This is a genomic window from [Pantoea] beijingensis, assembly GCF_022647505.1.
GTDB classification, from domain to species: Bacteria; Pseudomonadota; Gammaproteobacteria; order Enterobacterales; family Enterobacteriaceae; genus Erwinia; species Erwinia beijingensis.
The window spans coordinates 278927-305537 of sequence record NZ_CP071409.1 but is presented as its reverse complement, the minus strand read 5'-3'; the positions used below and the strand labels follow the sequence as shown (position 1 = coordinate 305537).

The 26611-nt window shown below is 51.8% G+C and carries 21 protein-coding genes; 3 read left to right on the top strand and 18 right to left on the bottom strand.

Annotated elements, in window-relative coordinates; translation table 11 throughout:
- Positions 1–46 precede the first annotated feature (46 nt).
- From J1C60_RS01305 to glpE, 3 genes are read right to left on the bottom strand one after another with little or no spacing between them, the layout of a single operon-like run.
- Positions 47–805 (bottom strand): DeoR/GlpR family transcriptional regulator, encoded by a 759-nt coding sequence (locus J1C60_RS01305; RefSeq protein ID WP_128177045.1) that lies wholly within the window; start codon positions 803–805, stop codon positions 47–49.
- A gap of 15 nt (positions 806–820) precedes the next feature.
- Positions 821–1645 (bottom strand): rhomboid family intramembrane serine protease GlpG, encoded by an 825-nt coding sequence (gene glpG, locus J1C60_RS01300; protein ID WP_128177043.1) that lies wholly within the window; start codon positions 1643–1645, stop codon positions 821–823.
- A gap of 37 nt (positions 1646–1682) precedes the next feature.
- On the bottom strand, positions 1683–2012 hold the full coding sequence (glpE, locus tag J1C60_RS01295; RefSeq protein ID WP_128177041.1) for a thiosulfate sulfurtransferase GlpE: 330 nt from the start codon (positions 2010–2012) through the stop codon (positions 1683–1685).
- Positions 2013–2353: 341 nt separating this feature from the next.
- On the opposite strand from glpE, the gene glpD reads away from it, so the two are divergent.
- Positions 2354–3862, top strand: coding sequence for a glycerol-3-phosphate dehydrogenase (glpD, locus tag J1C60_RS01290; protein WP_128177039.1), 1509 nt, complete (start codon positions 2354–2356; stop codon positions 3860–3862).
- A 102-nt stretch (positions 3863–3964) separates the two neighbouring features.
- Here the strand turns inward: glpD and glgP are convergent, their stop codons facing one another.
- From glgP to asd, 6 genes are all read right to left on the bottom strand, one after another.
- Entirely contained in the window at positions 3965–6412 is a 2448-nt protein-coding gene (gene glgP / locus J1C60_RS01285; RefSeq protein ID WP_128177037.1) for a glycogen phosphorylase, read from the bottom strand.
- A gap of 21 nt (positions 6413–6433) precedes the next feature.
- Entirely contained in the window at positions 6434–7867 is a 1434-nt protein-coding gene (glgA, locus tag J1C60_RS01280; protein WP_128177035.1) for a glycogen synthase GlgA, read from the bottom strand.
- Between the two features lie 70 nt (positions 7868–7937).
- On the bottom strand, positions 7938–9230 hold the full coding sequence (glgC, locus tag J1C60_RS01275) for a glucose-1-phosphate adenylyltransferase (protein WP_128177033.1): 1293 nt from the start codon (positions 9228–9230) through the stop codon (positions 7938–7940).
- Between the two features lie 10 nt (positions 9231–9240).
- On the bottom strand, positions 9241–11223 hold the full coding sequence (gene glgX / locus J1C60_RS01270) for a glycogen debranching protein GlgX (RefSeq protein WP_128177031.1): 1983 nt from the start codon (positions 11221–11223) through the stop codon (positions 9241–9243).
- Positions 11220–13406, bottom strand: coding sequence for a 1,4-alpha-glucan branching enzyme (gene glgB, locus J1C60_RS01265; RefSeq protein WP_128177029.1), 2187 nt, complete (start codon positions 13404–13406; stop codon positions 11220–11222). Before glgB ends, glgX begins: the two co-directional genes overlap by 4 nt.
- 606 nt (positions 13407–14012) lie before the next feature.
- Positions 14013–15122, bottom strand: a complete 1110-nt coding sequence (asd, locus tag J1C60_RS01260; protein ID WP_128177028.1) for an aspartate-semialdehyde dehydrogenase — start codon at positions 15120–15122, stop codon at positions 14013–14015.
- A 486-nt stretch (positions 15123–15608) separates the two neighbouring features.
- Here asd and J1C60_RS01255 point away from each other — a divergent pair, with 486 nt between their 5' ends.
- On the top strand, positions 15609–16202 hold the full coding sequence (locus tag J1C60_RS01255; protein ID WP_128177026.1) for a YhgN family NAAT transporter: 594 nt from the start codon (positions 15609–15611) through the stop codon (positions 16200–16202).
- Positions 16203–16304: 102 nt separating this feature from the next.
- On the opposite strand, the gene gntU is transcribed toward J1C60_RS01255, so the two are convergent.
- From gntU to ggt, 5 genes are all read right to left on the bottom strand, one after another.
- Positions 16305–17645: a gluconate transporter gene (gene gntU / locus J1C60_RS01250; protein WP_128177024.1), complete on the bottom strand. Its 1341-nt coding sequence runs from the start codon at positions 17643–17645 to the stop codon at positions 16305–16307.
- Positions 17646–17648: 3 nt separating this feature from the next.
- Entirely contained in the window at positions 17649–18188 is a 540-nt protein-coding gene (gene gntK, locus J1C60_RS01245) for a gluconokinase (protein ID WP_128177022.1), read from the bottom strand.
- A gap of 136 nt (positions 18189–18324) precedes the next feature.
- Positions 18325–19320: a gluconate operon transcriptional repressor GntR gene (gene gntR, locus J1C60_RS01240; protein WP_128177020.1), complete on the bottom strand. Its 996-nt coding sequence runs from the start codon at positions 19318–19320 to the stop codon at positions 18325–18327.
- A 151-nt stretch (positions 19321–19471) separates the two neighbouring features.
- Positions 19472–20167 (bottom strand): pirin family protein, encoded by a 696-nt coding sequence (locus tag J1C60_RS01235; protein WP_128177018.1) that lies wholly within the window; start codon positions 20165–20167, stop codon positions 19472–19474.
- Positions 20168–20586: 419 nt separating this feature from the next.
- Complete coding sequence (ggt, locus tag J1C60_RS01230) at positions 20587–22341, bottom strand: gamma-glutamyltransferase (RefSeq protein ID WP_128177016.1); 1755 nt, start codon at positions 22339–22341, stop codon at positions 20587–20589.
- Between the two features lie 396 nt (positions 22342–22737).
- Between ggt and J1C60_RS01225 the strand changes: the two genes are divergently transcribed.
- A complete protein-coding gene (locus J1C60_RS01225) occupies positions 22738–23028 on the top strand; it encodes a DUF2756 domain-containing protein (RefSeq protein WP_128177014.1) in 291 nt (96 codons plus the stop codon).
- Here the strand turns inward: J1C60_RS01225 and ugpQ are convergent.
- Genes ugpQ through ugpA form a run of 4 tightly spaced genes read right to left on the bottom strand, consistent with a single transcriptional unit; the run spans position 23025 to position 26574 of the window.
- The gene (ugpQ, locus tag J1C60_RS01220; RefSeq protein WP_128177233.1) at positions 23025–23765 is read right to left on the bottom strand and encodes a glycerophosphodiester phosphodiesterase; all 741 of its coding nucleotides are present in this window, start codon (positions 23763–23765) and stop codon (positions 23025–23027) included. The two genes, J1C60_RS01225 and ugpQ, sit on opposite strands and share 4 nt — an antisense overlap.
- Before the next feature lie 2 nt (positions 23766–23767).
- Positions 23768–24841: a sn-glycerol-3-phosphate import ATP-binding protein UgpC gene (locus J1C60_RS01215; protein WP_128177012.1), complete on the bottom strand. Its 1074-nt coding sequence runs from the start codon at positions 24839–24841 to the stop codon at positions 23768–23770.
- A 3-nt stretch (positions 24842–24844) separates the two neighbouring features.
- On the bottom strand, positions 24845–25690 hold the full coding sequence (ugpE, locus tag J1C60_RS01210; RefSeq protein WP_128177010.1) for a sn-glycerol-3-phosphate ABC transporter permease UgpE: 846 nt from the start codon (positions 25688–25690) through the stop codon (positions 24845–24847).
- On the bottom strand, positions 25687–26574 hold the full coding sequence (ugpA, locus tag J1C60_RS01205; protein WP_128177008.1) for a sn-glycerol-3-phosphate ABC transporter permease UgpA: 888 nt from the start codon (positions 26572–26574) through the stop codon (positions 25687–25689). The genes ugpE and ugpA overlap by 4 nt, the downstream gene beginning before the upstream one ends.
- Between the last annotated feature and the right edge of the window lie 37 nt (positions 26575–26611).

Sequence of the window (26611 nt, the reverse complement as noted above, 5' to 3'; positions counted from 1 at the left end):
GTTCAGGCACTGGCACCTTCTTTGCCGGAAGGCGCAGTGCCGTCACTTAGCACAGCTCTAAATGTACCTCATGCTGTTCAATCACCTGCATGACGCTCGGCGGCGGCGCTTCATTAGTAAACAGGTAATCAATTAATCCCATGTTGCCCAAATTCACCATCGCATTCCGGCCAAATTTTGAGTGATCTGTCACCAGCATGACACAGCGCGAGTTCTCGATAATTGCGCGCTTAGTGCGTACTTCGTGGTAATCAAACTCCAGCAGTGAACCGTCCATATCAATGCCGCTGATGCCGAGAATTCCGTAATCAAGGCGAAATTGTGAGATGAAGTCGAGCGTCGCCTCACCCATTATGCCGCCATCCCGCGTGCGCACCTCTCCTCCCGCCAGAATCAAACGGAAATCAGGCTTTGACATTAATAGCATCGCCACATTGAGGTTGTTAGTCACAATGCGCAGATTGCTGTGATTCATCAACGCATGCGCGACCGCTTCCGGCGTAGTGCCGATATCAATAAACAGCGTAGCGCCATCCGGGATCTGGCTGGCAACGCGTTGCGCGATACGCGCCTTCTCTGCCGACCACATCATTTTACGATCCTGCCAGGCGGAGTTTTCTGAACTGGAAGGCAACGCCGCACCACCGTGATGACGCTGGATTTTATTCTGTTCGGCAAGATCGTTGAGATCGCGACGAATCGTTTGCGGGCTGACGGTAAAGTGCTCAACCAGCTCTTCGGTACTGACATAACCCTGACGACGTACCAGATCGATAATGGCGTCGTGTCGTTGCGTCTGCTTCACGTAAATCTCCGAACGTTATTTATGGCGATGTCTTGTGTCGACAAACGCCATCACCAGTCCAACAATCAGCCCCATGACATGTGCGGCGTTAGCGATGGATAACCCAAACGCGCCAAAGTAGCCAATAACCAGCCACAGAATAGCGAAAGCCATCAGACCACGCTCCAGGAAAATCCCACTTTCGGGATCGCGCTCTCCCCGTAGCCATACATATCCCATGAGTGCATAGACCACGCCCGAAAGCCCGCCAAACCACACGCCGCTAAATTTAGCCTGCATCCAGCCGCTAAGAAGTGCCGAAATTAAGGTAATCACCACCAGCTTACCGCTGCCTAGCCGTTTCTCTACCACGCCTCCTAAGTACCACCACCACATCAGGTTAAACAGGATGTGTAACAGGGAGAAATGCAACAGAGCATGACTGAACCAGCGCCACAGCTGGAAATATTGTTCCTGACCAGATGGCCAGGCAAGCCAGGCCATTACGCTGCGATCGCCAATAATTTGCATCAGAATAAAAATGGCAATACAGACCAACATCACCGCCATTGTCAACGGACCCGCCCGCTGACGAATATTCACCAGCAGAGAAGAGCGCTGATAGCTTAAACCACTTGAGGTATTTCCTGAGGCCCAGCTCGCCGCCTGATAACGCGGGTTAAGGGGATCGCGGACAAACAGCTCAAGTTCGTTTTCGACCACATCCTCATTCGCTTCATCCTCAAGAAGCAGATAATAAGTCTCATCGTACTCAATGCGTAGCGTCACGCCGCGCGTGGCCATATAATCAACAAACGCCTGAGCCTGTCGTGGGTTGGTAAAATGAGCAACACGTCTCATATTGATATCCGCCCTTGTCCCTTTGAATATTGCCACATCAGCGAACGTCCGCTTCAACCTGCTGCGGGAAAGCCGCACGCCAGGCTTCAAAACCACCGTCAATGCTATATACCCGATCAAAGCCCTGAGTCAGTAAATACTGGGCTGCGCCCTTACTGCTATTACCGTGATAACACATCACCAGAACCGGCGTATCAAAGTCAGCTTGCTCAATAAAAGCATTAAGCGAACCATTAGTCAGGTGAAAAGCGCCACTGGCATGAGCCGCTTCAAAACTTTGCGGGTCGCGGATATCTACCAGCCGCCCAGTGCCCTGTAATAATTGCTCTTGCGCCTGATGAACGCTGATACATTCAAATTGTTCCATGGTGTTTTCCAGTCAATAACGAAACGAACTTGCCGCTATTGTAACCTGAAGTCAGGCTGCAATAACCAGACAAACCCAGAGGCTATAGGTGAAATAACCCGGATTGTCGGGTGTTACCCCGGAAAGAGCGGCACCATGCTTGCTTTCTTTTTCCCCCCAGGGGCGCCGTCGCGATCACCGCGAAAAGCGATGTTGCACCGCATTTCTTACGTTAATAATGTTATCTGCATCACGCATAAATGTTTTTGTTTGGTTAACGCTGGCATCAATGTTGGTTTACGATTAGTATAATGCTCGAAAACGAACATAAATGAACGATTCCGAACATCGGAGGAGATGACGTGGAAACCAAAGACTTGATCGTAATCGGCGGCGGCATCAACGGTGCCGGTATTGCGGCCGATGCCGCAGGACGCGGACTGTCTGTGCTGATGCTGGAAGCACAAGACTTGGCCTGCGCAACCTCTTCCGCCAGTTCTAAACTGATTCATGGCGGGTTGCGCTATCTTGAACACTATGAGTTCCGTCTGGTTAGTGAAGCACTAGCCGAGCGTGAAGTTCTGCTTAGAATGGCGCCACATATCGCCTTTCCGATGCGCTTTCGCCTGCCGCATCGTCCTCACCTTCGCCCGGCCTGGATGATCCGTACCGGTCTGTTTATGTACGATCATCTGGGAAAACGGACCAGCCTGCCAGCGAGTAAAGGATTGCGATTTGGCGCAGATTCGGTACTAAAACCTGAAATCGTGCGCGGTTTCGAATATTCTGACTGCTGGGTAGATGATGCCCGACTGGTCGTGCTGAATGCCCAGGAAGTGATAAAACATAGCGGCGACGTGCGTACCCGTACCCGCGTCACTCGTGCCTGGCGCGAAGATGGCCTGTGGATAGTGGAAGCCGAAGATATTGATAGCGGTAAAACGACGACCTGGCGCGCTAAAGGCCTGGTCAATGCGGGTGGCCCCTGGGTCAAACAGATATTCGATGAAGAATTAAAGCTAAAATCCCCTTATGGCATTCGCCTGATTAAAGGTAGCCATATCGTTGTCCCTCGCGTACATACACAGAAGCAAGCCTATATTCTGCAAAACGAGGATCACCGTATCGTCTTCGTTATTCCCTGGATGGATGAGTTTTCCATTATCGGGACCACCGACGTGGAATATAACGGCGATCCGAAAAAAGTCGCGATTGAAGATAGCGAAATCGACTATCTGCTGAACGTGTTCAATGAACACTTCAAAAAGAGCCTGGCGCGTGAGGATATCGTCTGGACCTACTCCGGCGTACGTCCATTGTGCGATGATGAATCAGATTCGCCTCAGGCAATTACCCGCGACTATACCCTTGATGTACATGACGATCAGGGTAAAGCCCCGTTACTCTCCGTGTTCGGCGGTAAGCTGACGACCTATCGTAAGCTGGCTGAGCATGCGATGGAAAAGCTAACCAAATATTACGACAATATTGGCCCGGCATGGACCAAAAACTGTGTGCTGACGGGCGGTGATATTGCCACTTCGCGTGAGGACTACGCCAACAGCCTGCGTCGCCGTTATGCCTTTATCACTGAGGAAATGGCACGCCATTACGCGCGCACTTACGGTAGCCGGAGCGAGGCAATTCTTAAAGATGCGAAAAGCCTCGAAGATTTAGGTGAAAATTTCGGGCACGACTTCTACGAGGCCGAGTTGCGTTATCTGGTTGAGCACGAATGGGTATGTGAACTGGATGATGCGATCTGGCGCCGTACCAAACAAGGTATGTGGCTGGATGAAAAACAACAAACGCGCGTCCGCGAATGGCTGGCCGCTAACGTTAAAAAATCTACGCTTTCGCTGGCATCGTAATTGCGCCAATCCGCAAGAAAAACCGAAAACCGCCACAGGATGGCGGTTTTTCTTATTTCTGCTCGGGCAGGGCCAAGCGCCCACGTAATCAACTTGTCCCCTTTACAGTCGTACCGGTGAAATATGCCATATCTCATCGGCATATTCCTGAATAGTGCGATCGGAGGAGAAATACCCCATATTGGCAATATTGTGCGCCGCACGGCGCTGCCACTCTTCCGGCTGGCGATAAAGATCGTCCACCTTATCCTGGGTATCCACGTAACTGCGATAATCCGCCAGCAGTTGATAGTGATCGCCGAGGTTTACCAGTGAATCAAACAGGTTACGATAGCGTCCAGGCTCCTGTGGGCTGAACATACCGGTGGCAATCTGGGTGAGTGCCTGCCGTAACTCCATATCTTCTTCATAATACTGATGCGCGTTGTAGCCGTTACGCCTGAGGGCCTCAACCTGCGGTGTCGTATTCCCGAAGATAAAGATATTCTCTTTCCCGACGTGCTCCTGCATTTCAACGTTCGCGCCATCGAGCGTACCAATCGTTAAGGCACCATTAAGCGCAAACTTCATATTGCTGGTCCCGGACGCTTCAGTACCGGCCAGGGAAATTTGCTCGGAAAGATCAGCCGCCGGAATGATGATCTGCGCCAGGCTCACACCATAATTGGGAATAAACACCACTTTCAGCTTATTCTTCACCTGCGGATCGTTATTGATCAGTTTCGCCACGTCATTGATCAAATGAATAATGTGTTTCGCCATATAATAGGCCGATGCGGCTTTACCTGCGAAAATACTCACTCGGGGTACCCAGTTAGCGTCAGGATCCGCCTTGATGCGGTTATAACGCGTAATAATATGCAGTACGTTTAACAACTGACGCTTATATTCATGAATGCGCTTAATCTGCACATCAAATAACGCATTAGGATCGAGTACCACATCAAGATTTTTCGCCACCCACTGTGCCAGCCGCTTCTTATTTTCCAGCTTAGCCTCGGCAATCTGTTCAATAAACGTCGGGTAATCGATATGGGGTTTGATATCACTGAGCTGGCTGAGATCGGTACGCCAGGTACGTCCAATGACCTCATCAAGCACAGTAGACAACGGGCGGTTGGCCAACGCCAGCCACCGCCGCGGCGTTACACCGTTGGTTTTATTACAAAAGCGCCCCGGGAACAATTCGGCAAAATCCGCAAACAACGACTGCACCATCAACGTCGAATGTAACTCCGAAACGCCATTGACTTTATGGCTCACCACCACCGCCAGCCAGGCCATACGCACCTGCCGGCCGTTATTTTCATCAATAATGGAAATACGCGACAGCAGTTCCCAGTCATCCGGGTAGTAATCCTGAATCGTTTTCAGGAAGTAATCATTAATATCAAAAATAATTTGCAGATGGCGGGGCAGAATTTTACCAATCATATCCACCGGCCAGGTTTCCAGCGCTTCGCTCATCAGCGTATGGTTGGTATACGAGAATACCTGGCAGGTCACTTCAAAAGCATCGTCCCAACCGTACTTATGCTCATCAATTAATAATCGCATCAGTTCGGGGATGGCTAACACCGGATGCGTATCATTGAGATGAATCGCAATTTTATCCGCAAGGTTCTCGAACGTTTGATGCATGCTCCAGTGGCGATTCAGAATATCCTGCACCGTCGCAGACACCAGGAAATACTCCTGCCGCAGGCGCAGCTCACGACCTGAATAGGTTGAATCATCGGGATAGAGCACGCGGGACACATTTTCGGAATGGTTTTTATCTTCAACCGCGGCAAAATAGTCGCCCTGATTAAATTTCCCCAGGTTGATCTCATTACTCGCCTGTGCGCCCCATAACCTGAGCGTATTGGTCGCATCGGTATCGTAACCGGGAATAATTTGATCGAAGGCTGTTGCCAGTACTTCTTCAGTTTCTACCCAGCGTACCCGGTTGCCTTCATGCTGTATACGCCCGCCAAAACGTACTTTATGACGCGTATTAAAGCGCTGGAACTCCCAGGGGTTTCCGTATTCAAGCCAATAATCAGGCGATTCAGCCTGGCGTCCGTCGATAATATTTTGCTTAAACATACCGTAATCGTAACGAATACCATAACCGCGCCCCGGCAAACCAAGCGTCGCCAGTGAATCAAGAAAACAAGCAGCCAAACGACCTAATCCACCGTTTCCCAAACCCGGATCGCTCTCCTCCTCCACTAACTCAGCCAGATCCAATCCCATCTCTTCCAGCGCGCTATTGATATCATCATAAATACCCACCGCCAGTAACGCATTTGAGAGCGTACGCCCGACCAGAAACTCCATGGATAAATAGTAAACCTGCCGGACATCCTGTGAGAGTTGCGCACGATTGGAGCGCAGCCAGCGCTCAACCATACGATCGCGTACCGCCAGTAGCGTCGCATTTAACCACTCATGTTTATTGGCAACGGACGGATCTTTACCAAGCGTAAACATCAGCTTATAGGCAATCGAATTTTTCAATGCTTCAACGCTGAGCGTGGGTGAGGCGTAGGTAAAAGGTGCGTTCATATCAAGTATCCCAATGATTGGTTACAGCAAACGTTGATAAAGATCGCGGTAGGCCTGTGCAGCTACCTGCCAGCTAAAGTCCATACCCATCGCCTGGCGCTGTACGTAACGCCATAGCGAAGGACGGGACCACAATACGAAAGCTCGCCGAATCGCGCGAAGCAGCGACCAGGCGTTACTGTCCTCAAAGGTAAACCCACTGGCAACGCCATCGGCGAGGTTCTCCAGCGAACTGTCATTTACCGTATCCGCCAACCCCCCCGTGCGACGCACCAGTGGTAAGGTCCCGTACTTCAGGCCATATAATTGCGTCAGGCCGCACGGCTCAAAACGGCTGGGGACCATAATGACGTCGGCTCCACCAATAATTCGGTGTGAAAATGCTTCGTGATAACCGATTTGTACACCAACCTGGCCCGGATACTCCGCCGCTGCCGCCAGAAATCCCTGCTGTAAAACCGCATCGCCCGCGCCCAGCAGCACCAGTTGCCCCCCCTGCTCCAGTAGCCCCGGCAGTGCTTCCAGCACCAGATCCAAGCCTTTCTGACGAGTCAAACGGCTGACTACGGCAAAAACCGGTACTTTGTCATCCACTTTCAGCCCCATCGCTGTCTGCAACTGGCGCTTATTCTCCGCTTTGGCATCGAGTACATCACGGTTATAGCGTGCATTCAGTAATAAATCCTGGGACGGATCCCAAATTGCCGGATCGACGCCATTAAGGATGCCGCTCAGCCGCCCTTCGCGCAGTCGTTGCTCCAGCAGTGCCTCCATGCCGTAACCATATTCCGGGGAGGTAATCTCATGTGCATAAGTTGGGCTTACCGCAGTAATATGATCGGCGTAATACAGACCGGCTTTCAGATACGAAATTTGACCAAAAAACTCCAGCCCGTGCATGTCGAAGAATGACCACGGCAACTGTATCTGCTCCATATGATGGGCAGAAAAAAGCCCTTGATAAGCCAGATTATGTACGGTAAATACCGATTTTGCCGGTCGGCCACGCGCTGCCAGGTAGGCGCAGGCTAAGCCGGCATGCCAGTCATGTGCATGCACAACATCCGGGCGCCAGTAGCTATCTAATCCACACGCCAATTCACAACCCATCCACCCCAGCAGCGCAAAGCGCAGATGATTATCCGTCCAGGCAAATTGCGCTTCGTCGTGATACGGGCTGCCGGGCCTATCGTACAGGCCTGCCGCTTCAATAAGATAAATACCCACACCGTTAAATTGGCCAAAATGCAGCCGGACAAAGCCGGCAAAAGTCATGACCTCGGCGACCACTTCCGTATTGCTAATCCCTTTGCGCAGATCGGGAAACATCGGTAACAGCACTCGCGCATCGGTGCCTTCTGCAATTTGTGCAGCCGGCAACGCACCAACGACATCAGCTAACCCACCGGTTTTAAGCAGCGGAAAAAATTCTGAACAGACATGTAAAACCTGCATTCTCGGCTCCTTTACTGGGCTCGAACGCATTCCTCTGCGTCGATTGCGGTATCAATATTATTTTCGCCTGTCAGCCTGCGATGCTGGCCAGCCTGGCCAGCATCGCGCGCGTAACCAGTACGATCCCCTCTTCTGAACGATGGAACCGACGGCTGTCTTCATCAGGGTTTTCGCCAATCACCATTCCTTCGGGAATGTTACAGGCACGATCGATGACGCAGCGGCGCAGACGACATGAACGTCCAATCACCACATCCGGCAGCAGTACGGAAGAATCGATATTGCAGAATGAATTAACACGAACGCGCGGAAACAGCACCGAGTGCACCACCACTGAACCGGAGATAATGCAGCCGCCGGAAACCAGCGAGTTCATCGTCATGCCATGGCTACCGGAACGGTCCTGTACAAATTTGGCAGGAGGCAACTGTTCCATATGGGTACGGATTGGCCATTCATGGTCGTACATATCCAACTCGGGTGTCACCGAAGCTAAATCAAGGTTAGCGCGCCAGTAAGCTTCCAGCGTACCCACATCGCGCCAGTAAGGGGGGGCCGTATCGTCACTTTGTACGCAGGAAAGATTAAAGGAGTGTGCCCAGGCCTCCTGGCTAGCGACGATTTTCGGCAGCAGATCCTTACCGAAATCATGTTGTGAGTTCGGCTGCTGCAAATCCTCCTCCAACAGTTGATAAAGATAATCCGCGTTGAAAATATAAATACCCATACTGGCCAATGCCTGGCTATCGTCACCGGGCATGGTGGGAGGGTTAGCGGGCTTCTCAACAAAATCGATCACACGGTTGTCGTTATCCACCGCCATCACACCAAAGGCAAACGCCTCGGCAACCGGCACCGGCAGACAGGCAATGGTACATTTCGCGTTGTTCGAGACGTGATCAAGCAACATACGCGAGTAATCCATCTTGTAGATATGATCGCCAGCCAGGATCACGATGTACTGCGCGTTATAACGTCGAATGATATCGAGGTTTTGCGTCACCGCATCCGCCGTGCCGCGGTACCAGCTTTCGGTCGAAAAGCGCTGTTGTGCAGGGAGTAAATCAACAAACTCGTTCATCTCTTCATTAAAAAAAGACCAGCCACGCTGGATATGCTGTACCAGCGTGTGCGACTGATATTGCGTGATAACGCCAACGCGCCGAATACCAGAGTTAAGGCAATTCGACAGCGCAAAATCGATGATGCGGAACTTACCGCCAAAGTGTACGGCGGGTTTCGCTCGTTTCGCCGTGAGATCCTGAAGTCGTGAGCCACGTCCACCAGCAAGGATCAGAGCAACGGTTTGTGCAGGAAGTTGGCGTGCCAACATCAGGCGATCGGCTCTTTCAATTTTGACCATCTCTGACTCCTTATATCTGCTTCTGGAATACGCTCACGCCATGCGCGGGACCGTGCCAGACCATTGACCGGATGGGATTATCCTCGCCGGCAAAAGGAGGAATGGCGTGCCACTCCCCGTCGGGTAAGGTGATGTCGCCTACTTCTTCCGTCGCGTTTATCGTGATTAACCAACGCGCCGACAGCAGGATTTGCCATCGATGTATGCCCTGTTCCCACTCACCATGCGTCAGCGGCTGGCCGCCAGCGTTGAGCCATTGCACGTTACCATCGCCCTCCTGCCACCAGGCATCCCGGGTGAGCGCCGGGATGCGGCGACGTAGATGGATAAGCGCGGCAGTAAAACTTATCAGCCCCGTATCCTGCTGTTGCCAGTTAAGCCAGGTCAGGGCATTGTCCTGGCAATAGGCATTGTTATTGCCATGTTGACTATGGCCGTGTTCATCACCGGCCAGCAGCATCGGTGTTCCCTGCGCCAGCAGCAGCGTGGTGAGCAGCGCATGTATGCTGCATCGGCGGCCTTCAAGTACCGGTAGTGCGGCGTGTAAGCCTTCGGCTCCGTGGTTATGGCTGAAGTTATTGCTGTTACCGTCGCGGTTATCCTCACCGTTGGCTTCATTGTGTTTATGGTTGAAACTCACGACATCACAAAGCGTAAAACCATCGTGGGCCGTCACCAGATTGATACTGGCCGAAGGTAAACGTCCGTCACGCTGGAAAACATCACTTGAACCGGCAAAGCGGCGGGCAAAATCGCCATTGGAGAGATCGCCATGCAGCCAGTAGCGGCGGGCTGCATCACGAAAATGGTCGTTCCATTCGGCAAAAGGCGCGGGGAAATGTCCTACCTGATAACCTCCGGGACCGACATCCCAAGGCTCAGCAATCATTTTGACCTGAGAGAGCAGCGGATCGCCCGCTATCGCCGCAAATAGTGCGGCATTGGATTGGAAGTCAGGAGTACGGCCAAGTACCGTGGCAAGGTCAAAACGAAAACCATCAACATGGCACACGTCGACCCAATAACGCAGGCAGTCCAGCACCCAATGCATCACATCCGGATGACTGAGATTGAGCGTGTTGCCACAGCCGGTCCAGTTTTGGTATTCGCCCTGTTCGCTCAGCCAGTAGTAGCTTTGATTATCAATACCACGTAGCGACAACGTTGGGCCGCTTTCTTCCAGCTCCGCCGTATGGTTAAACACCACGTCCAGAATGACTTCAATGCCCGCCCGATGCAGCGCCTTGACCGACTGCCGGAACTCATTTAACGCCGAGGAGGTGCTTCCTGAAGCATAACCACTGTGCAACGCATAAGGCGCCAATGGGTTATATCCCCAATAGTTACTCAGTCCCAGCCGCTGTAGTCGGGGTTCGCTGGCGAAACTGGCGACGGGCAACAGCTCAAGCGCAGAGATTCCTAGCCGCCTGAAGTAGTCGATCATGACCGGATGACCGAGCGCAGCGTAACTGCCACGAATATTTTTGGGGATATCCGGATGTAACTGGGTTAGGCCCCGAACATGCGCTTCGTAAATCACCGTTAAACCCCACGGCGTCCGCGGTGCCACATCCTCTTCCCAGTCAAATTCATCGGTAATCACCACGGATTTTGGTGCAATCGCGGCATTATCTTCGGGGTTCATTTGCGCCATGCCACATTGATAACGCGGGTCGTCAGCGATATCGCCAACCACGTGACGCGCGCAGGGATCAACTAATAATTTATGCGGGTTAAAATAGTGCCCCACCTGCGGCTGCCACGGCCCGTGAACGCGATAACCATAATGCTGTCCTGGCTTTGCCGCAGGCAGGTAGCCATGCCAGATATTATCCGTTCGCGCAGGCACCTCCAGCCGTGTCTCATTTCCCTGTTTATCAAACAGGCAAAGTTCTATGCGTTCAGCATGCTGCGAAAACAGCGTAAAATTGACCCCTTTACCGTCATAAGAGGCACCCAGCGGGAATGGCTGCCCGGGTTGCAATCGGCTCATTGCGCCTCCTTGCATAACCAGATCGTCGCTAACGGCGGCAAGGTCAGACTGATTGAGTGCTCGCGCTGGTGGCGGGTAATCGGCTGGCTGTAAACGGTCCCGTCATTAGTCAGATTGCTGCCGTGATAATGCCCCGCATCGGTATTTAAAATTTCGCGCCAGCCGCCGGGCTGGTTAATGCCGAAACGGTAATCATGTCGAGGAACCGGGGTAAAATTGGTCGCAACGATAATTTCGTTACCGTCACAATCGCGTCTTACAAAAACAAAAACTGAATTCTCGCTATCATCCACCACCAGCCATTCAAAACCGGCGGGATCGAAATCAAGCTGATGCATAGGCGCATAATGGCGGTAGGTGAGATTGAGATCGCGCACCAGCCGTTGTACGCCATGATGCCAGTTATCCTCACCCTCCAGCAGGTGCCAGTCGAGGCTGATATCGTGATTCCACTCTTTTCCCTGCGCAAACTCATTGCCCATAAATAGCAACTTTTTGCCGGGAAATGCCCACATCCAACCGTAATAAGCGCGTAAATTTGCAAACTTCTGCCAGGCATCGCCCGGCATACGATCGAGGATTGACCGCTTGCCATGTACCACCTCATCGTGTGACAGCGGCAGCACAAAATTCTCGGTATAGTTATACAACATGCCAAAGGTAAGCAGATTATGATGGTATTTCCGGTGCACCGGATCGAGCGCCATGTAGTCGAGCGTGTCATGCATCCAGCCGAGGTTCCATTTAAACCAGAAGCCCAGCCCGCCCGTTTCCGGAGGACGTGTGACGCCAGGATAATCAGTGGACTCCTCTGCAACGGTAATGCTGCCCGCAGCAGCACGCCCCAGGGTGCGGTTGGTATATTGCAGGAATGAAATCGCCTCAAGATTTTCCCGCCCACCGTAAGAATTGGGGATCCATTCTCCCTCTTTACGGCTGTAGTCACGGTAGATCATTGACGCCACCGCATCGACGCGCAACCCATCGATACCAAAGCGCTCCATCCAGTAAAGCGCATTACCAGCCAGATAATTACTCACTTCACGGCGGCCATAGTTATAGATCAGGGTATTCCAGTCCTGATGAAAACCTTCACGCGGGTCGCCGTGCTCGTACAGTTCGGTCCCATCGAACGTTGCCAGGCCGAAGTCATCTGCAGGGAAATGTCCGGGGACCCAGTCCAGCAGAACGTTGATCCCGGCAGCATGGGCAACCGCAATAAACTGGCGAAAATCATCACGCGGTCCAAAACGACGCGTTGGCGCATACATCCCCAATGGCTGATAACCCCAGCTACCGTCAAAAGGATGCTCATTAATCGGCAGCAGTTCGATATGCGTAAAACCCATCTCTTTAACGTAGGGGATCAGTTGCTCCGCCAGTTCGTGATAGCTGAGCCAATAGTTATCATCGGTATGGCGGCGCCAGGAGCCCAAGTGAACTTCATAGATTGAAATGGGTGCATCAAAGGCATTTGCCGCTTTACGCTCCGCCGCCATCTCCACTTTTTCAGGGATGCCGCAAATCATCGAGGCGGTTTCAGGTCGCATCTGCGCTTCAAAGGCATAGGGATCGGCTTTAAGCCGCAATTGTCCAAATGCATCAATGATTTCAAATTTATAGAGCTGGCCATGGCGCGCAGCAGGCACAAACAGTTCCCATACACCGCTTTCACGTCGAAAGCGCATCGGATGACGGCGCCCATCCCAATAATTAAACTCGCCGACCACCGACACACGCTGTGCATTCGGTGCCCACAGAGAAAAGCGGGTTCCAATCACCCCATCCAACACATCCGCGTGTGCGCCCATCGTTTCGTACGGGCGCAAATGTGTCCCTTCAGCCAGTAACCAACTATCCAGTTCGGCCAGCAGCGGACCAAATCGGTAGGCATCATCAATCAGGTTTTGCTCACCGTGCCAGGTCACAGCAAGCTGATAACGAAAGGGATTTTTACGACGAGGAATAACGCCGCTAAAAAAACCGCGTGAATCATGGCAGCTCAGTTGAGCACATTGACGACCAGTGCGGGTTTCAATCACCCAGACATCAGACGCATCAGGCAACAGCGCACGGACCACTAAACCGTGTTCAGTTTGATGCATACCGAGAAGCGCAAAGGGATCGGCATAATGACCGGCAATAACCGCATTGATCGCCTGGCGATCGGGTAGCTCTGACATGACGTTCTTCCTGTGACCTGAGGCAGGCGAAAACGGGATGCACGACGACACGTGCATACCAGAAGTGCGCTGCTTTTTATTGAGCCATTCGCACACGGACAAGGAGGGCGTTCATCCTGGAACAGAATATCTTTGCCGCGCACAGCAACATTCAGTTCGGAAAATAGAAATAAGCCCGAATACTCCAGGTTACGGGGCAGCAGCAAGCCTGGATATCTCCGGGAACGGACAAGAGCCAGTGGCCAGGACAGATAAGTACGCAGCCAACCAACCCGCAGCCCGAAGTATCACGGGTCGTTTTAAGCATAGCTAAAGCAAGGCATAAGCCGGGACAAAAAATGAAAATATCTGTCTATGGGCTCAAAATGGAAGATATTTCACCTGAAACACAGGCAAGAGGCGACACCGGCTGCAGTGGATAATGTGCGGTTTGATACCGGTCCGAGGCTCGTTGATGAGGGGTAAGATGTATTAATCACAGGAAGGCAGCGACATGCGCCATTATCTGCCCGCTTATCGCACGCGAATGCGATTGAACTCATTGCCTCATCTTTTCAGAATAAAGCCAGCGTTAACGCTGGCTCATTCATCATCAGAAATCGCTGATTAATCTATCAGCAAACGCAGCATGCGACGCAGCGGCTCTGCGGCCCCCCATAACAGCTGATCGCCCACGGTAAAGGCAGAGAGATACTCAGGTCCCATGTTGAGCTTACGCAAACGCCCAACTGGCGTGTTCAATGTACCTGTTACCGCGGCAGGCGTCAGCTCACGCATTGTCAGCTCGCGATCGTTCGGCACCACTCTCACCCATTCATTATGGGAGGCAAGCATCTGCTCAATTTCTGTCAGTGGCACATCCTGTTTCAACTTCAGCGTGAATGCCTGGCTGTGGCAGCGTAGCGCTCCCACACGAACGCATAATCCATCCACCGGTATTGTCCGGGACGTTTGCAGAATTTTGTTCGTTTCAGCCTGGCCTTTCCACTCTTCACGACTCTGGCCGTTATCCAGCTGTTTATCGATCCACGGAATTAAACTGCCCGCCAGCGGCACACCAAAGTTATCGGTCGGCAACACGCCTGAACGACTCATTTCCGTGACTTTACGTTCAATATCCAGAATGGCTGACGCCGGGTTTTGCAACGCGGTCGCCACGTTATCGTGCAACATTCCCATCTGGATCAACAGCTCACGCATATGGCGCGCACCACCGCCAGAAGCCGCCTGATACGTCGCCACTGACGCCCATTCAACCAGGTTATTGGCAAACAAACCGCCCAGTGACATTAACATCAGGCTCACGGTACAGTTGCCGCCGACAAAGGTTTTGATGCCTTTATCTAGCCCCTGACGGATCACATGCTGGTTTACCGGGTCGAGGATGATGATGGCGTCCTCTTCCATACGCAATGAAGAGGCGGCGTCGATCCAGTATCCCTGCCAGCCACTTGCGCGCAATTTCGGATAAATTTCTTGCGTGTAATCCCCGCCCTGGCAGGTAATGATGATGTCCAGCGCTTTTAATGCGTCAATATCCGAAGCGTCCTGCAGCGTGCCGGCAGACTGGCCGCCAAACGCTGGCCCGGCCTGGCCGTGCTGAGATGTCGAGAAAAATACCGGGCGAATGGCATCAAAATCGCGCTCTTCGCTCATGCGCTGCATTAATACTGACCCGACCATGCCACGCCAGCCAACCAGTCCTACAGATTTCATTTTCAACCTATGTTACGGGCTATTTTACTTGCCAGTTTGACCGCGCACAGTGCTTGCAATCTTCACGTATTTCAGTACGCTCCGTTGCTTCGAATGGCTGATAACAAACTGGCGGTGGCAATAGCGTCCGTCCTTCAACAAAAGAGACACCCGAACCGGGCTCGACCCGACTTCGACCAACCAGAACTGCACTATTGAGTGGCGAGGGTGTCCATTCCGTCAAGCTTACCTGTAAGGTAAGTGATTCGGATAAATGAGCGTCACCAACGCAGATGCAACCTCAAGGATGCAGGTTATAAAGATTACGATTAGATTTACCTGGTGCTACCACATTACAAAATGCAGCAAAACTGGCAAGTGAATTAAATCAATAGTGAGTAACTTTTTAGCAGTCTCACTTATATACCTTAAAGAATACGAATTGCAGCACGGCGGCAACGTTCGAACTGCGGGAAGCACACGGGAAAGAAGAAGAGAACGCCAACGATGACTGAAATGATCTCGGCAACAGTATTATTGCTGTTAATTATGGATCCACTGGGCAACTTACCGATTTTTATGTCGGTTCTAAAACACCTTGAGCCCAGACGTCGGCGAGTGGTGCTCATGCGTGAGATGTTGATCGCGCTGGTTATCATGCTGCTGTTTCTGTTCGCTGGCGAAAGGATTCTGGCGTTCCTCAACCTGCGTACGGAGACAGTTTCCATCTCTGGCGGTATCATCCTGTTCCTGATTGCCATCAAGATGATTTTCCCTTCGCAAGAGAGTAATAGCACCGGATTATCTGCCGGCGAAGAACCGTTTCTGGTACCACTGGCTATCCCGCTGGTTGCCGGTCCCTCACTGCTGGCAACACTGATGCTGCTCTCGCATCAGCATCCACAGCAAATGGGGCATTTGGTTGGCGCACTGCTCATTGCCTGGGGTGCAACGGTTATTATACTGCTGCTATCTGGCCTTTTCCTGCGACTACTGGGAGATAAAGGTGTTAATGCACTGGAGCGCCTGATGGGGCTGATTTTAATTATGCTGGCCACCCAGATGTTCCTGGATGGTATCCGCGCCTATTTGAAGATTTAGTCCCGCCTCAGCGCGAAAGTGATAAAGAGGGCAAGCCTTGCCGTCAGTGGTACTTAAACGTAAAACGTGGCCTCACGTCAGTGAGGCCACGATAGATAAAAATCACGACAGCAGCGTAAATGCCCCCATCCCCACCAGCGCACCCACAGTGCCCAGCAGCGTCTCCATCAGCGTCCAGGTTTTTAACGTTTGCGCCTCAGTCGCCCCCGTGAAACGACCAAACAGCCAGAAGCCAGCATCATTAACGTGGCTCAACACGATAGAGCCGCCAGCAATACAGATCGACAACGCGGCCATCTGCGCACCTGAATAGTGCAACGACTCAATCACGGGCATTACCAGACCGACAGTAGTCAGGCAGGCAACCGTTGCCGATCCCTGAATTACACGTACCGCTGCGGAGAGAATAAAGCACGCCAGTGCAATCGGTAATCCCGCGCCGATTAGCGCGTGACCGAGCGCTGGCCCCACGCCCGAATCAACCAGCACCTGTTTAAATACGCCGCCAGCGCCAATCACCAATAGAATAATGCCTGCAGGTTGCAGTGCACTGCCGCAGATCGCCATCACTTTCTCTTTATCCATGCCCTGCCGCCAGCCCAGGCCATAAATGGCGACCAGACATGCCAGCAGAATCGCGGTAAACGGATGGCCGATAAATTCCAGCCATTGATACAGTTCCGAACCTTCAGGAGTGAAGCGGGCGCCAATGGTTTTCATCCCCACCTGCACCAGTGGGAACAGGATCAACGACAGGCTAAAACCAAAAGAGGGCATTTTGGCGTTGTCGATATCAGGCTGCGAGGTCTCTTCCGGTATGGAAAACTCAACATACCGGCTAATAAAGTTACCGAACAGAGGACCGGCAATTAGCATACTGGGAATCGCTGCCCCTAACCCCAGCAGAATCATCCAGCCAAAGTCAGCATGCATCTGTGCAGCCAGTAACATCGGTGCGGGGCCGGGTAACAGAAAAGCGGCCGCCGCTGCCACGCCGGCAAACAGTGGAATAACCAGCTTGACGAGATTATCCTGCGTGCGACGTGCTACAGCGAAAGCGATACTAATCAGCAGGACAATCGCCACTTCAAAAAACAGAGGCAGCGCACATATCAATCCTGCAATGCCCATGGCGTAATGCGCCCGGCTTTCGCCAAAGGTTTTCAGCATACGAATAGCAATTTGATCAACCGCACCGGTTTCATGCAGGATCTTACCAAACATCGCCCCCAGAGCGACCACGATAGCCAGGAAACCGAGTGTCCCTCCCATGCCTTTTTGCATGGTTTCTGTGATCTGATCGAGCGGCATACCGGAGAAGACCCCCGCCCCCATAGACACTAAGATCAGTGCGACAAAGGCGTGCATGCGCACTTTCATGACTAAAAACAGCAGCAGTAAAACAGAACCTGCCGCTGTCAAAACCAGTGTTGCGGTACTCATTAACTACGCATCCTTTTTGATCACACCTTCAATGGCTGCGACTGTGGCGTGAATAACCTCTTCAAGCGATCGATCGATATTAACCACCAACACATCTGATTCATCAGCGCCCGGCTCTTCCAGCGTGGAGAACTGCGTAACCAGCATCTGCGGTTTAAAGAAATGTCCTTTGCGCGCTTTTAGACGGGATTCGATGGTTGCAAAATCCCCTTTCAGATAAATAAAAGACAGGTTGCTATTACCTTGCCGCAGGATATCGCGATAACGCTTTTTCAACGCTGAACAGACGATAAGCGAAACCGGTTGAGTCCGCTGCATTGCGAAAGCTGCATCATTGAGTGACTGTAGCCATGGCTGGCGATCCTCATCGTTAAGCGGATGTCCTTCAGCCATTTTGATAATATTCGCTCGGGGGTGAAGGAAATCGCCATCAAGGAAAGCCGTTTTTAACTGCCAGGCAACGTCGTTGGCAACGGCTGACTTACCGCTACCGGACACGCCCATCAAAACAAACACATGATGTGACGAGAAATGCGTTTTCATTGTTTAACTCCAGCAGATGAACAGTCATGTTACCGATAACAATTACGGGTAACATTTTCAGTACATGCGGTCGGCTTAGCAACCGCTCTGAGGAGAAAAGATGATAAATGTGAAGTGCCTCATAAAAATGGCGGTATCAGATACTGCCACCTTCCGATATTTCAAACCCCACATCTAACGGAGCGATTACCGCCTTGTCACCGCCAATGCGTGCTAATAACATGGCGGCAGCCTCCTGCCCCATACGCTCACGCGGCGTAAGCACCGTCGCCAGCTTTGGCGTCACTACCTGAGTAATATCATGACCGTGAAATCCAGCAATCGCGATATCGTCCGGTACGCGCAATCCCTGACGCTGGCACTCAAACATCGCCCCTACGGCCAAATCGTCGTTAGTACAGAACACACTATCGGTATCCGGATAACGTCGCCGTGCCTCACCAAATAGCATTGCGCCAGCACTAAAAGAGGAGGCTTGCTCCATCATAACGCTACGCGGTTCCAGATTAGCTTCACGCATCGCTCGTTCGTAACCTTGCTGCTTCAGCAGCGTACGCTCATCAAGACGGGCCCCAAGGTAAATGGTATGCCGGTGGCCTTTGCGAATAATCGCCTGCGTCATCTGCCGTGCGGCCTCCACGTTATCGAAACCGACCGCCATATCAAGACAGGGGGAGACACAATCCATCATTTCAATCACCGGAATACCGGCAGTTTCGATCATACGTAAGCTGTTAGGCGTATGATTACGCTCGGTTAAAATCAGACCATCAATATTCCAACCCAGCAGAGAACGTAGTTGCAACTCCTCTTTTTGCTGACTATAGCCAAAGTGGCTTAACAGTGCTTGATAACCGGCCGCATCAGTGACCATTTCAATACCGCGCAATACATCAGCGAACACCTGGTTGGTTAACGATGGAAGCAATACGCCAATTGCACGGCTGGTGGCGTTCGACAACATATCTGGCGCTCGATTAGGGATGTACCCAAGCTCATCTAACGCCACGGCGATTTTCTCACGCAACGCCGCCGAAACCTGTTCCGGGTTACGCAAATAGCGACTGACGGTCATTTTAGTGATGCCGATACGATCGGCAACATCTTGTAGTACAGGTCTTTTTTTCTTCATTGTTATCGACGGTAGGATAAGTAAACCGTGAGTTTACCAAAAACGAGGCAGGAACAATAAACCAGCCTCCACAGGCGGTTCATGCGTAATACGGCAGGATCTCAGGAAGGGCAGAGAAAGGGGGCACGTAAGGCCCCCACGGCGATACCGGTTAAACCGGGGGCAGATCAAAGAGCAGTATTTCGGCGTTGCTCACCGCCTGGATCAACAGTGCCTCTTCATCATGGATCGCCAGGGCATCACTGGTAGAAAGCTTATAGCCATTTACATCAAGATCTCCCTTAACGACCTGGATCCAGATGCTACGTCCGTTCTCAATATTCAGCGAGCCCTGCTCTGTCGCATTAAACGCCCAGCGTGAAAGTGTCATATCCTGATAAACCTTCAGAGAGCCTTCGCGCGCATCCGGTGACAGCACTAATTGGCGTCCCTGGGCATCATCAAAACGCCGTTGTTCATAACGCGGTGTAATGCCGTTCTCTTCCGGAATAATCCAGATCTGGTAAAGATGTAAGGCTTCATGCTGGCTCCCATTGTATTCTGAGTGAGTCACGCCAGTGCCCGCGCTCATAATCTGGAACTCACCCGCAGGGATCTGCTCTTTGTTGCCCATACTGTCCTGATGTTCTACCACGCCTGACAGCACATAGGTCAAAATTTCCATATCTTTATGGGGATGAGTACCAAACCCTTTTCCGGCATCAATCACATCTTCGTTAATGACCCGCAGCGCGGAGAAACCCATAAAGTCCGCGTCGTAGTAATCAGCGAAAGAGAAAGTATGCCAGCTGTCCAGCCAACCACGATTAGCATGGCCACGATCTTCAGCTTTACGATGATAAATCATATTCGACTCCCCTTAATTTTTTACCCAGTGTGAACGGTAAACAGGCGGGATAATAGCTGAAAAACTTCACGCCTCTGTTCAAAAAAAATGAAAGAGATTGCCAGAGTCGTACGGAACAGCAGCGGGTAAGTGGCAGGCAAAAAAAAAGCCAGCACCCGAGCTGGCTAAGAAATACCGTAAGCAATGTGAGCAATGTCGTGCTTTCACAGCAGGTCCGGGAGGACGTTCCGTGAATGCGCGACAATAATAATCATTATCATTCGCATCTGTAAAGGTTTTTTTTACCTGACTGGAATTTATCCCCTTCATCTGAGGCTATGCGGGCCGCAGAAGGGGCAAATCGCTCAGTCGCTGAAGGCCTGAAAACCTGAGATAAAATGAATTCGCGATGGGGCCAAACCGGCTCCATCGCAAATAGCTTAATACCCTGCGGTTAAGTCATTAATGGTACGCGGATCTGATGCGCCATACAGCGTGCCATCAGGCCCAATCATAATACTTTGCGTACTGCCCATCGCGGGTTCAACCTTCACATGTTGCCCCTTCTGTTCCAACAGGCGCAACGTATCCGGACTGAAGCCTTTTTCCACCCGTAACTGGTCTGGCAACCATTGATGATGAAAACGTGGTGCATTGGTGGCTTCGGCAACATTCATCCTAAAATCGATGCTGTTAACCACCATTTGCAGCACGGTAGTGATAATACGGCTACCGCCAGGACTCCCGGTTACCAGCCAAGTCTTGCCGTCCTTCGCCACGATGGTCGGTGACATGGAAGACAGTGGACGTTTGTAAGGTTGAACCGCGTTCGCTTCGCCGCCAACCAAACCATAAACGTTCGGTGTACCCGGTTTAGCCGAAAAGTCATCCATCTGATTATTCATCAGAATACCGCTGTTGCCAGCGACAATACCGCTGCCAAAATTGGTGTTTAGCGTATAGGTTACCGCAACCGCATTACCGCTTTTATCCACCACGGAGAAATGCGTGGTTTGATTGCTTTCATACGGTGCCAGTTTACCCGGTTTGATCTCTGAGGATGGGCGAGCCTTCGCCAGGTCAATCTGCTCCGCCAACGTTTTTGCATAGGCTTTGCTGGTCAACGCCTGCTCAGGCACCTTCACAAAATCGGGATCGCCAAGGTATTCAGAGCGATCGGCATAGGCGTATTTCTCCGCTTCAGCTACGGTCTGTATTGCGTCAGCACTCGCGAAACCCATTTTGTTCAGGTCGAAATTTTCAAGAATATTTAGGATCTGCACGATATGAATGCCGCCCGATGAGGGAGGTGGCATGGAAAAAACCTCATATCCGCGGTAGCTTCCACTCACCGGTTTACGCTCAACCGCGCGGTAGGCTGCCAGATCGGCTTTACTGATTAATCCGCCATGCTTTGCCATTTCACCCGCGATTTCATCGGCGATCTTCCCTTTATAAAAGGCATCGGGTCCCTGCTGTGCAATTAACGTCAGGCTGCGCGCAAGATTACGTTGAACTAAACGCTCACCTCGCTGCCAGGGCGTGCCATCCGCTTTAAAAAATATCGCCTTGCTGTTGGGATGACTAAGCAGTACTTCTTTACCGTACGTATTCAGGTCATCTGCCAGTGCCTGATTGACCACAAAACCTTTGCTGGCCAGCATAATGGCGGGTTGCAACAAACGACTCAGTGGCAAAGTACCGTATTTCTGTGCGGCTAAAGCAAAACCTGCGACTGAACCAGGAATGCCTGAAGCCAGATGCGAAGTCAGGGAAAGCTTGCTGTCTGCATTACCTTGCTTATCAAGAAACATATCGCGGCTGGCTTTCACCGGGGCCATTTCACGGAAGTCGATAGCCGTTGTACGGCCTGACGCAGTCCGCAGCAACATAAAACCGCCGCCGCCAATATTTCCTGCCTGCGGATGCGTCACCGCGAGGGCGAATCCCACAGCAACTGCCGCGTCAACGGCGTTGCCTCCCTGTTTTAAAATATCGACACCAACCTGCGTCGCCAGCGCATCCACTGACGCGACCATGCCGTGCTGCTCTTTTACAGGATGAAACGTATCCGCCCCCACACCGTAAGAAACAGGCGATTCAGGCTGCTGCGGTGCCGCATTTGCCCCCTGCCATACACATAAACACATTGTTAGCGACCATGAAATCCGCCGCCATTTTATTGGGTTATTCATCCTGTCTCCGTCCATTTTACTATCCGTCATACTTTAAACTGCAAATTTGCGAGTAACGCGCACTTACGGGTTGCCCGCCACTCTGCAGCTTAAGCAATTGAGGATAAAGATATTTTTCTACATTCGGGTGCTAAATTGTACAGCAACGTATCAATACGACCTCCCGGCCCACGAAAAGCTACGATGAGTGAGCACGGTGCCAACCCTCGCCCCGAATAAATTTGTTGCGTTTGTCAGTCTGTACAAATTCAGTAAAAAGGCGAGGAGTTTTGTGAATTAGTGTGATTTATCGATTAACAATATCAGCACTGGGATAGACTATATCTTAAATATCAGACATTGAAGTGCGTTGCCCAACACCGCACTGCCATCGTCATCATCAATGGAGGACAGATCATGAAAAAATGGTTGATTATTTTTGCCGCGCTGATCCCGCTGAGTGGCATGGCGAACACGCTGAACAACACAAATGATCCGAATCGGCCGGGTTACAATCCCAGCCAGCAGCGATTACAGCAACGGATGCAGACCAGCCAACAACAGGAGCAGTTGAAACTGAGGCAGGATCAACAGCAACAGAGTCAGGATATGCAGCGGAGAATGCAGGAGCAGCGTAATAGCACCCGGCAGCGCGTTATCCAGTCGCAGCCGGGTAATATCCAAAACGGAATACAGCAGAACCCTTAAGTGAAATCCGGTCCAATTGTGTCGATGCGATCGGTGCAGATAGCATCGACACCCCAGACTAACAGCTCACGGGCGCGATCGGATTGATTGACGGTATAGACCAAAATACGTAAACCTGCCGCTTTCAGCATCGCGACGCGTTCAGGAGTCAACAGACGATAATTAAGATGGATGGATACGCAATCCAGTGCCGATGTCATCGCCTGCCAGTTTTCGTCCCACTCATCCAGCAACAGACCGCGTGGCAATTCAGGCACCGCCCGCTGTGCCGCTTCCAGAGCCTCAACAGAAAATGAGGAAAGCAACGGATCGGTCTGTCCCTGCCATAACGAACGGGCGGCCAGTGCAACGGCTTTTCCCGTTTGATATTCGAGCCCGGTCGTTGGCTTAATCTCAATATTAGCCATCATGCCATGCTGCAGGCAGCGTTCAGCAACCTGAGAAAGTAGCGGCATGCGCTCTTCCTGAAACTCTCGGCTGAACCAGCCGCCAGCATCGAGCTGCCGAAGCTTCTCCCAGGGGAGTTCTCCTGCCACGCCCCAGCCATTGCTGGTGCGATCCAGCGTGTCATCATGCAACAGAAAGATCTGCTCATCCTGCGAAAGTTTAGCGTCAAACTCGATCATGGTATGTCCATATCTCGCGCCGACATCTATTGCCGCCAGCGTGTTTTCCGGTGCCAGCTTACCGCCGCCGCGGTGTGCAACAATAGCAGGATAGGGCCAGGGTTTATTCATCATTATTCCAAACGCATTCCCGTATTTGAGTCAAAGAAGTGTAACGCTTTTTCCGGCAGATGTAGCCACAGGGTCGTCCCCGTTGAAGGACGTTCAACATGCGGTAAACGTGCCACCACGCCGTTACTGCCCCACTTACCGTGTGCCAGATTATCAGCACCCAGTATTTCTAGCGTGTCCACTATCAAAGGAATACCGCCAGCTTCACGCGTTGACAGGTGAATATGTTCGGGTCTTATGCCTAGTGTTAATGAGCGATTAGCCCACTTTAATACCGGTTTATCCAGTGGCAGCGAGAAGCCATTATCGAGTGTAAAACTCGTACCGTCACGGCTGACGTTCCCTTCCAACAGGTTCATTGAGGGGGCACCAATAAAACTGGCAACAAAACGCGTCGCTGGCCGCTCGTAAACGTCAACTGGCGTACCGAGTTGCTCAACTACGCCTTTGTTCATCACCATCACCCGCTGTGCCAGCGTCATCGCTTCTACCTGATCGTGCGTCACGTACAGGCTGGTTGTATTAAGACGACGGTGTAGCTGCTGTAATTCAAGACGCATTTGTACCCGCAGGCGCGCATCCAGATTAGACAACGGTTCATCAAATAAGAATACTGCCGGCTCCCGTACAATAGCGCGACCCATCGCCACTCGCTGCCGCTGACCACCGGAGAGTTCCCGCGGACGGCGGTGCAGTAACGCGTCCAGCTCAAGGCTTCGTGCCGCTTCAAGTACCCGTAAACGGATTTGCTCTTTCCCCATCCCGCGAATTTTCAGGCCATAGGCCATATTCTCTTCGACGCTCATGTGGGGATACAGCGCGTAGTTTTGAAAAACCATCGCAATGCCGCGATCTTTAGGCTCAAGCTCGGTTACGCGCTGGCTGTCGATATAAATATCACCAGAGGTGACGCGTTCGAGCCCTGCAACCATCCGTAGCAACGTTGATTTGCCACAGCCTGAAGGCCCGACCATCACCATAAATTCACCGTCGCGGATACTCACGTCAAGTGGCTGGATTATCTGGTTTTTACCATCATAAGATTTGGTTACGGCCTGTAATTTTACGTCTGCCATCTATTATTTCTCACTCTCAACCAGCCCGCGAACAAAGGCGCGCTGCATCACCATCACCACGACAACCGGTGGAATTAATGTCATCAACATGGCAGCCATCACCAGGTTCCATTGTGTGGTCCCGTCACCGCTGGAGATCATGGTGCGGATCCCCGCCACCGCCGTTCCCATACTGGCATCACTGGTGATCAAAATCGGCCACAGATACTGGTTCCAGCCGTAAATAAAGGTGATCACAAACAGCGCAGCGAGATTGGTTTTAGACAGCGGCAGTACAATGTCCCAGAAAAAGCGCATCGGTCCTGCACCATCAATGCGAGCCGCTTCCAGTAATTCATCAGGCAACGACATAAAGAACTGGCGGAACAGGAAAGTTGCTGTGGCAGAAGCCATCAGCGGTAGGGTTAACCCCGTATAGCTGTCCAGCAAATCGAGGTTAGCGATCACTTCCACCGTCGGAAAAATACGCACTTCTACCGGCAGCATCAGGGTGAGGAAGATCATCCAGAAAAACAGTGTCCGCAGCGGAAAACGAAACCACACCAGCGCAAACGCAGACAGTATGGATACACTTATTTTGCCAATGGTTATCACCAGCGCCATAACAGTGCTGTTGAACAACAGCCGACTAATCGGCGGGCTGTTACTGCTGACACCGCTGTGCCAAATGGTCGTGATGTTATCCCACAGGTGTGTGCCCGGGATCAGCGTCATCGGCACCTGATAAATCGCGGTGTTATCCAGCGTCGCCGCCACAAACGCAACATACAGCGGGAACAGAATAGTCAGAATACCCAATATCAGCAGGGTATGACTGAAGATATCCAGCCCACGTCGGTTCTCAATCATTGATAACGCACCTTACGCTCGACGTAGCGGAACTGAATGACCGTTAACCCAATCACTAACAGCATCAGCACCACCGACTGGGCGGCAGAAGAAGAGAGATCGAGCCCGGCAAAGCCTTCACGATAGATTTTATAGATTAAGGTGGTCGTCGACTGCACCGGACCGCCCGCCGTCGCGGCATCGATTACCGGGAAAGTATCGAAAAAGGCGTAAACGAGGTTGACCACCAGCAGGAAGAAGCTCACGGGCGCAATCAGCGGCAGTGACATATTGAAAAAGCGTCGTACCGGCCCTGCGCCGTCAATCGCAGCCGCTTCAATCAATGAGCGAGGGATCGACTGTAGCGCAGCGAAAAAGAACAGGAAGTTATAGCTGATTTGCTGCCAGACCGAGGCCAGCACCACTAAAAACATCGCCTGCCCACTGTTTTGCGCATGATTCCAGCTGTACCCCAACTGACCAAGAAAATGGGTAATTAACCCCAGTCCAGGATTGAACAGAAATATCCACAACACGGCGGCAATCGCTGGGGCGACGGCATACGGCAGCAACATCAGGGTTTGGTAAAACCGCTTAAGTCGCAGCACATAGTCCACCAATGCGGCAAAAAATAGTGACACAACCAGCCCGCAGCCGGTCACCAGACCGCTAAAAATTAGCGTGGTCCAGAAGGATGCCAGGTAATAATCATCGGCAAACAACCGGGTAAAATTATCCATCCCGACAAAGGTGCTGGATAAGCCAAAAGGATCGACACTTTGAACTGAATACCACAGCGCTTCACCAGCAGGCCATATAAAGAAAATGGCGGTGATCAGCAACTGAGGAAGTACCAAAAGGTAGGGCAACCAACTGGTACGGAATCCTGGGCGAACTGAAGACATAATGCATCCGGAATTGTGTAAACAAGAGCCGAATTGC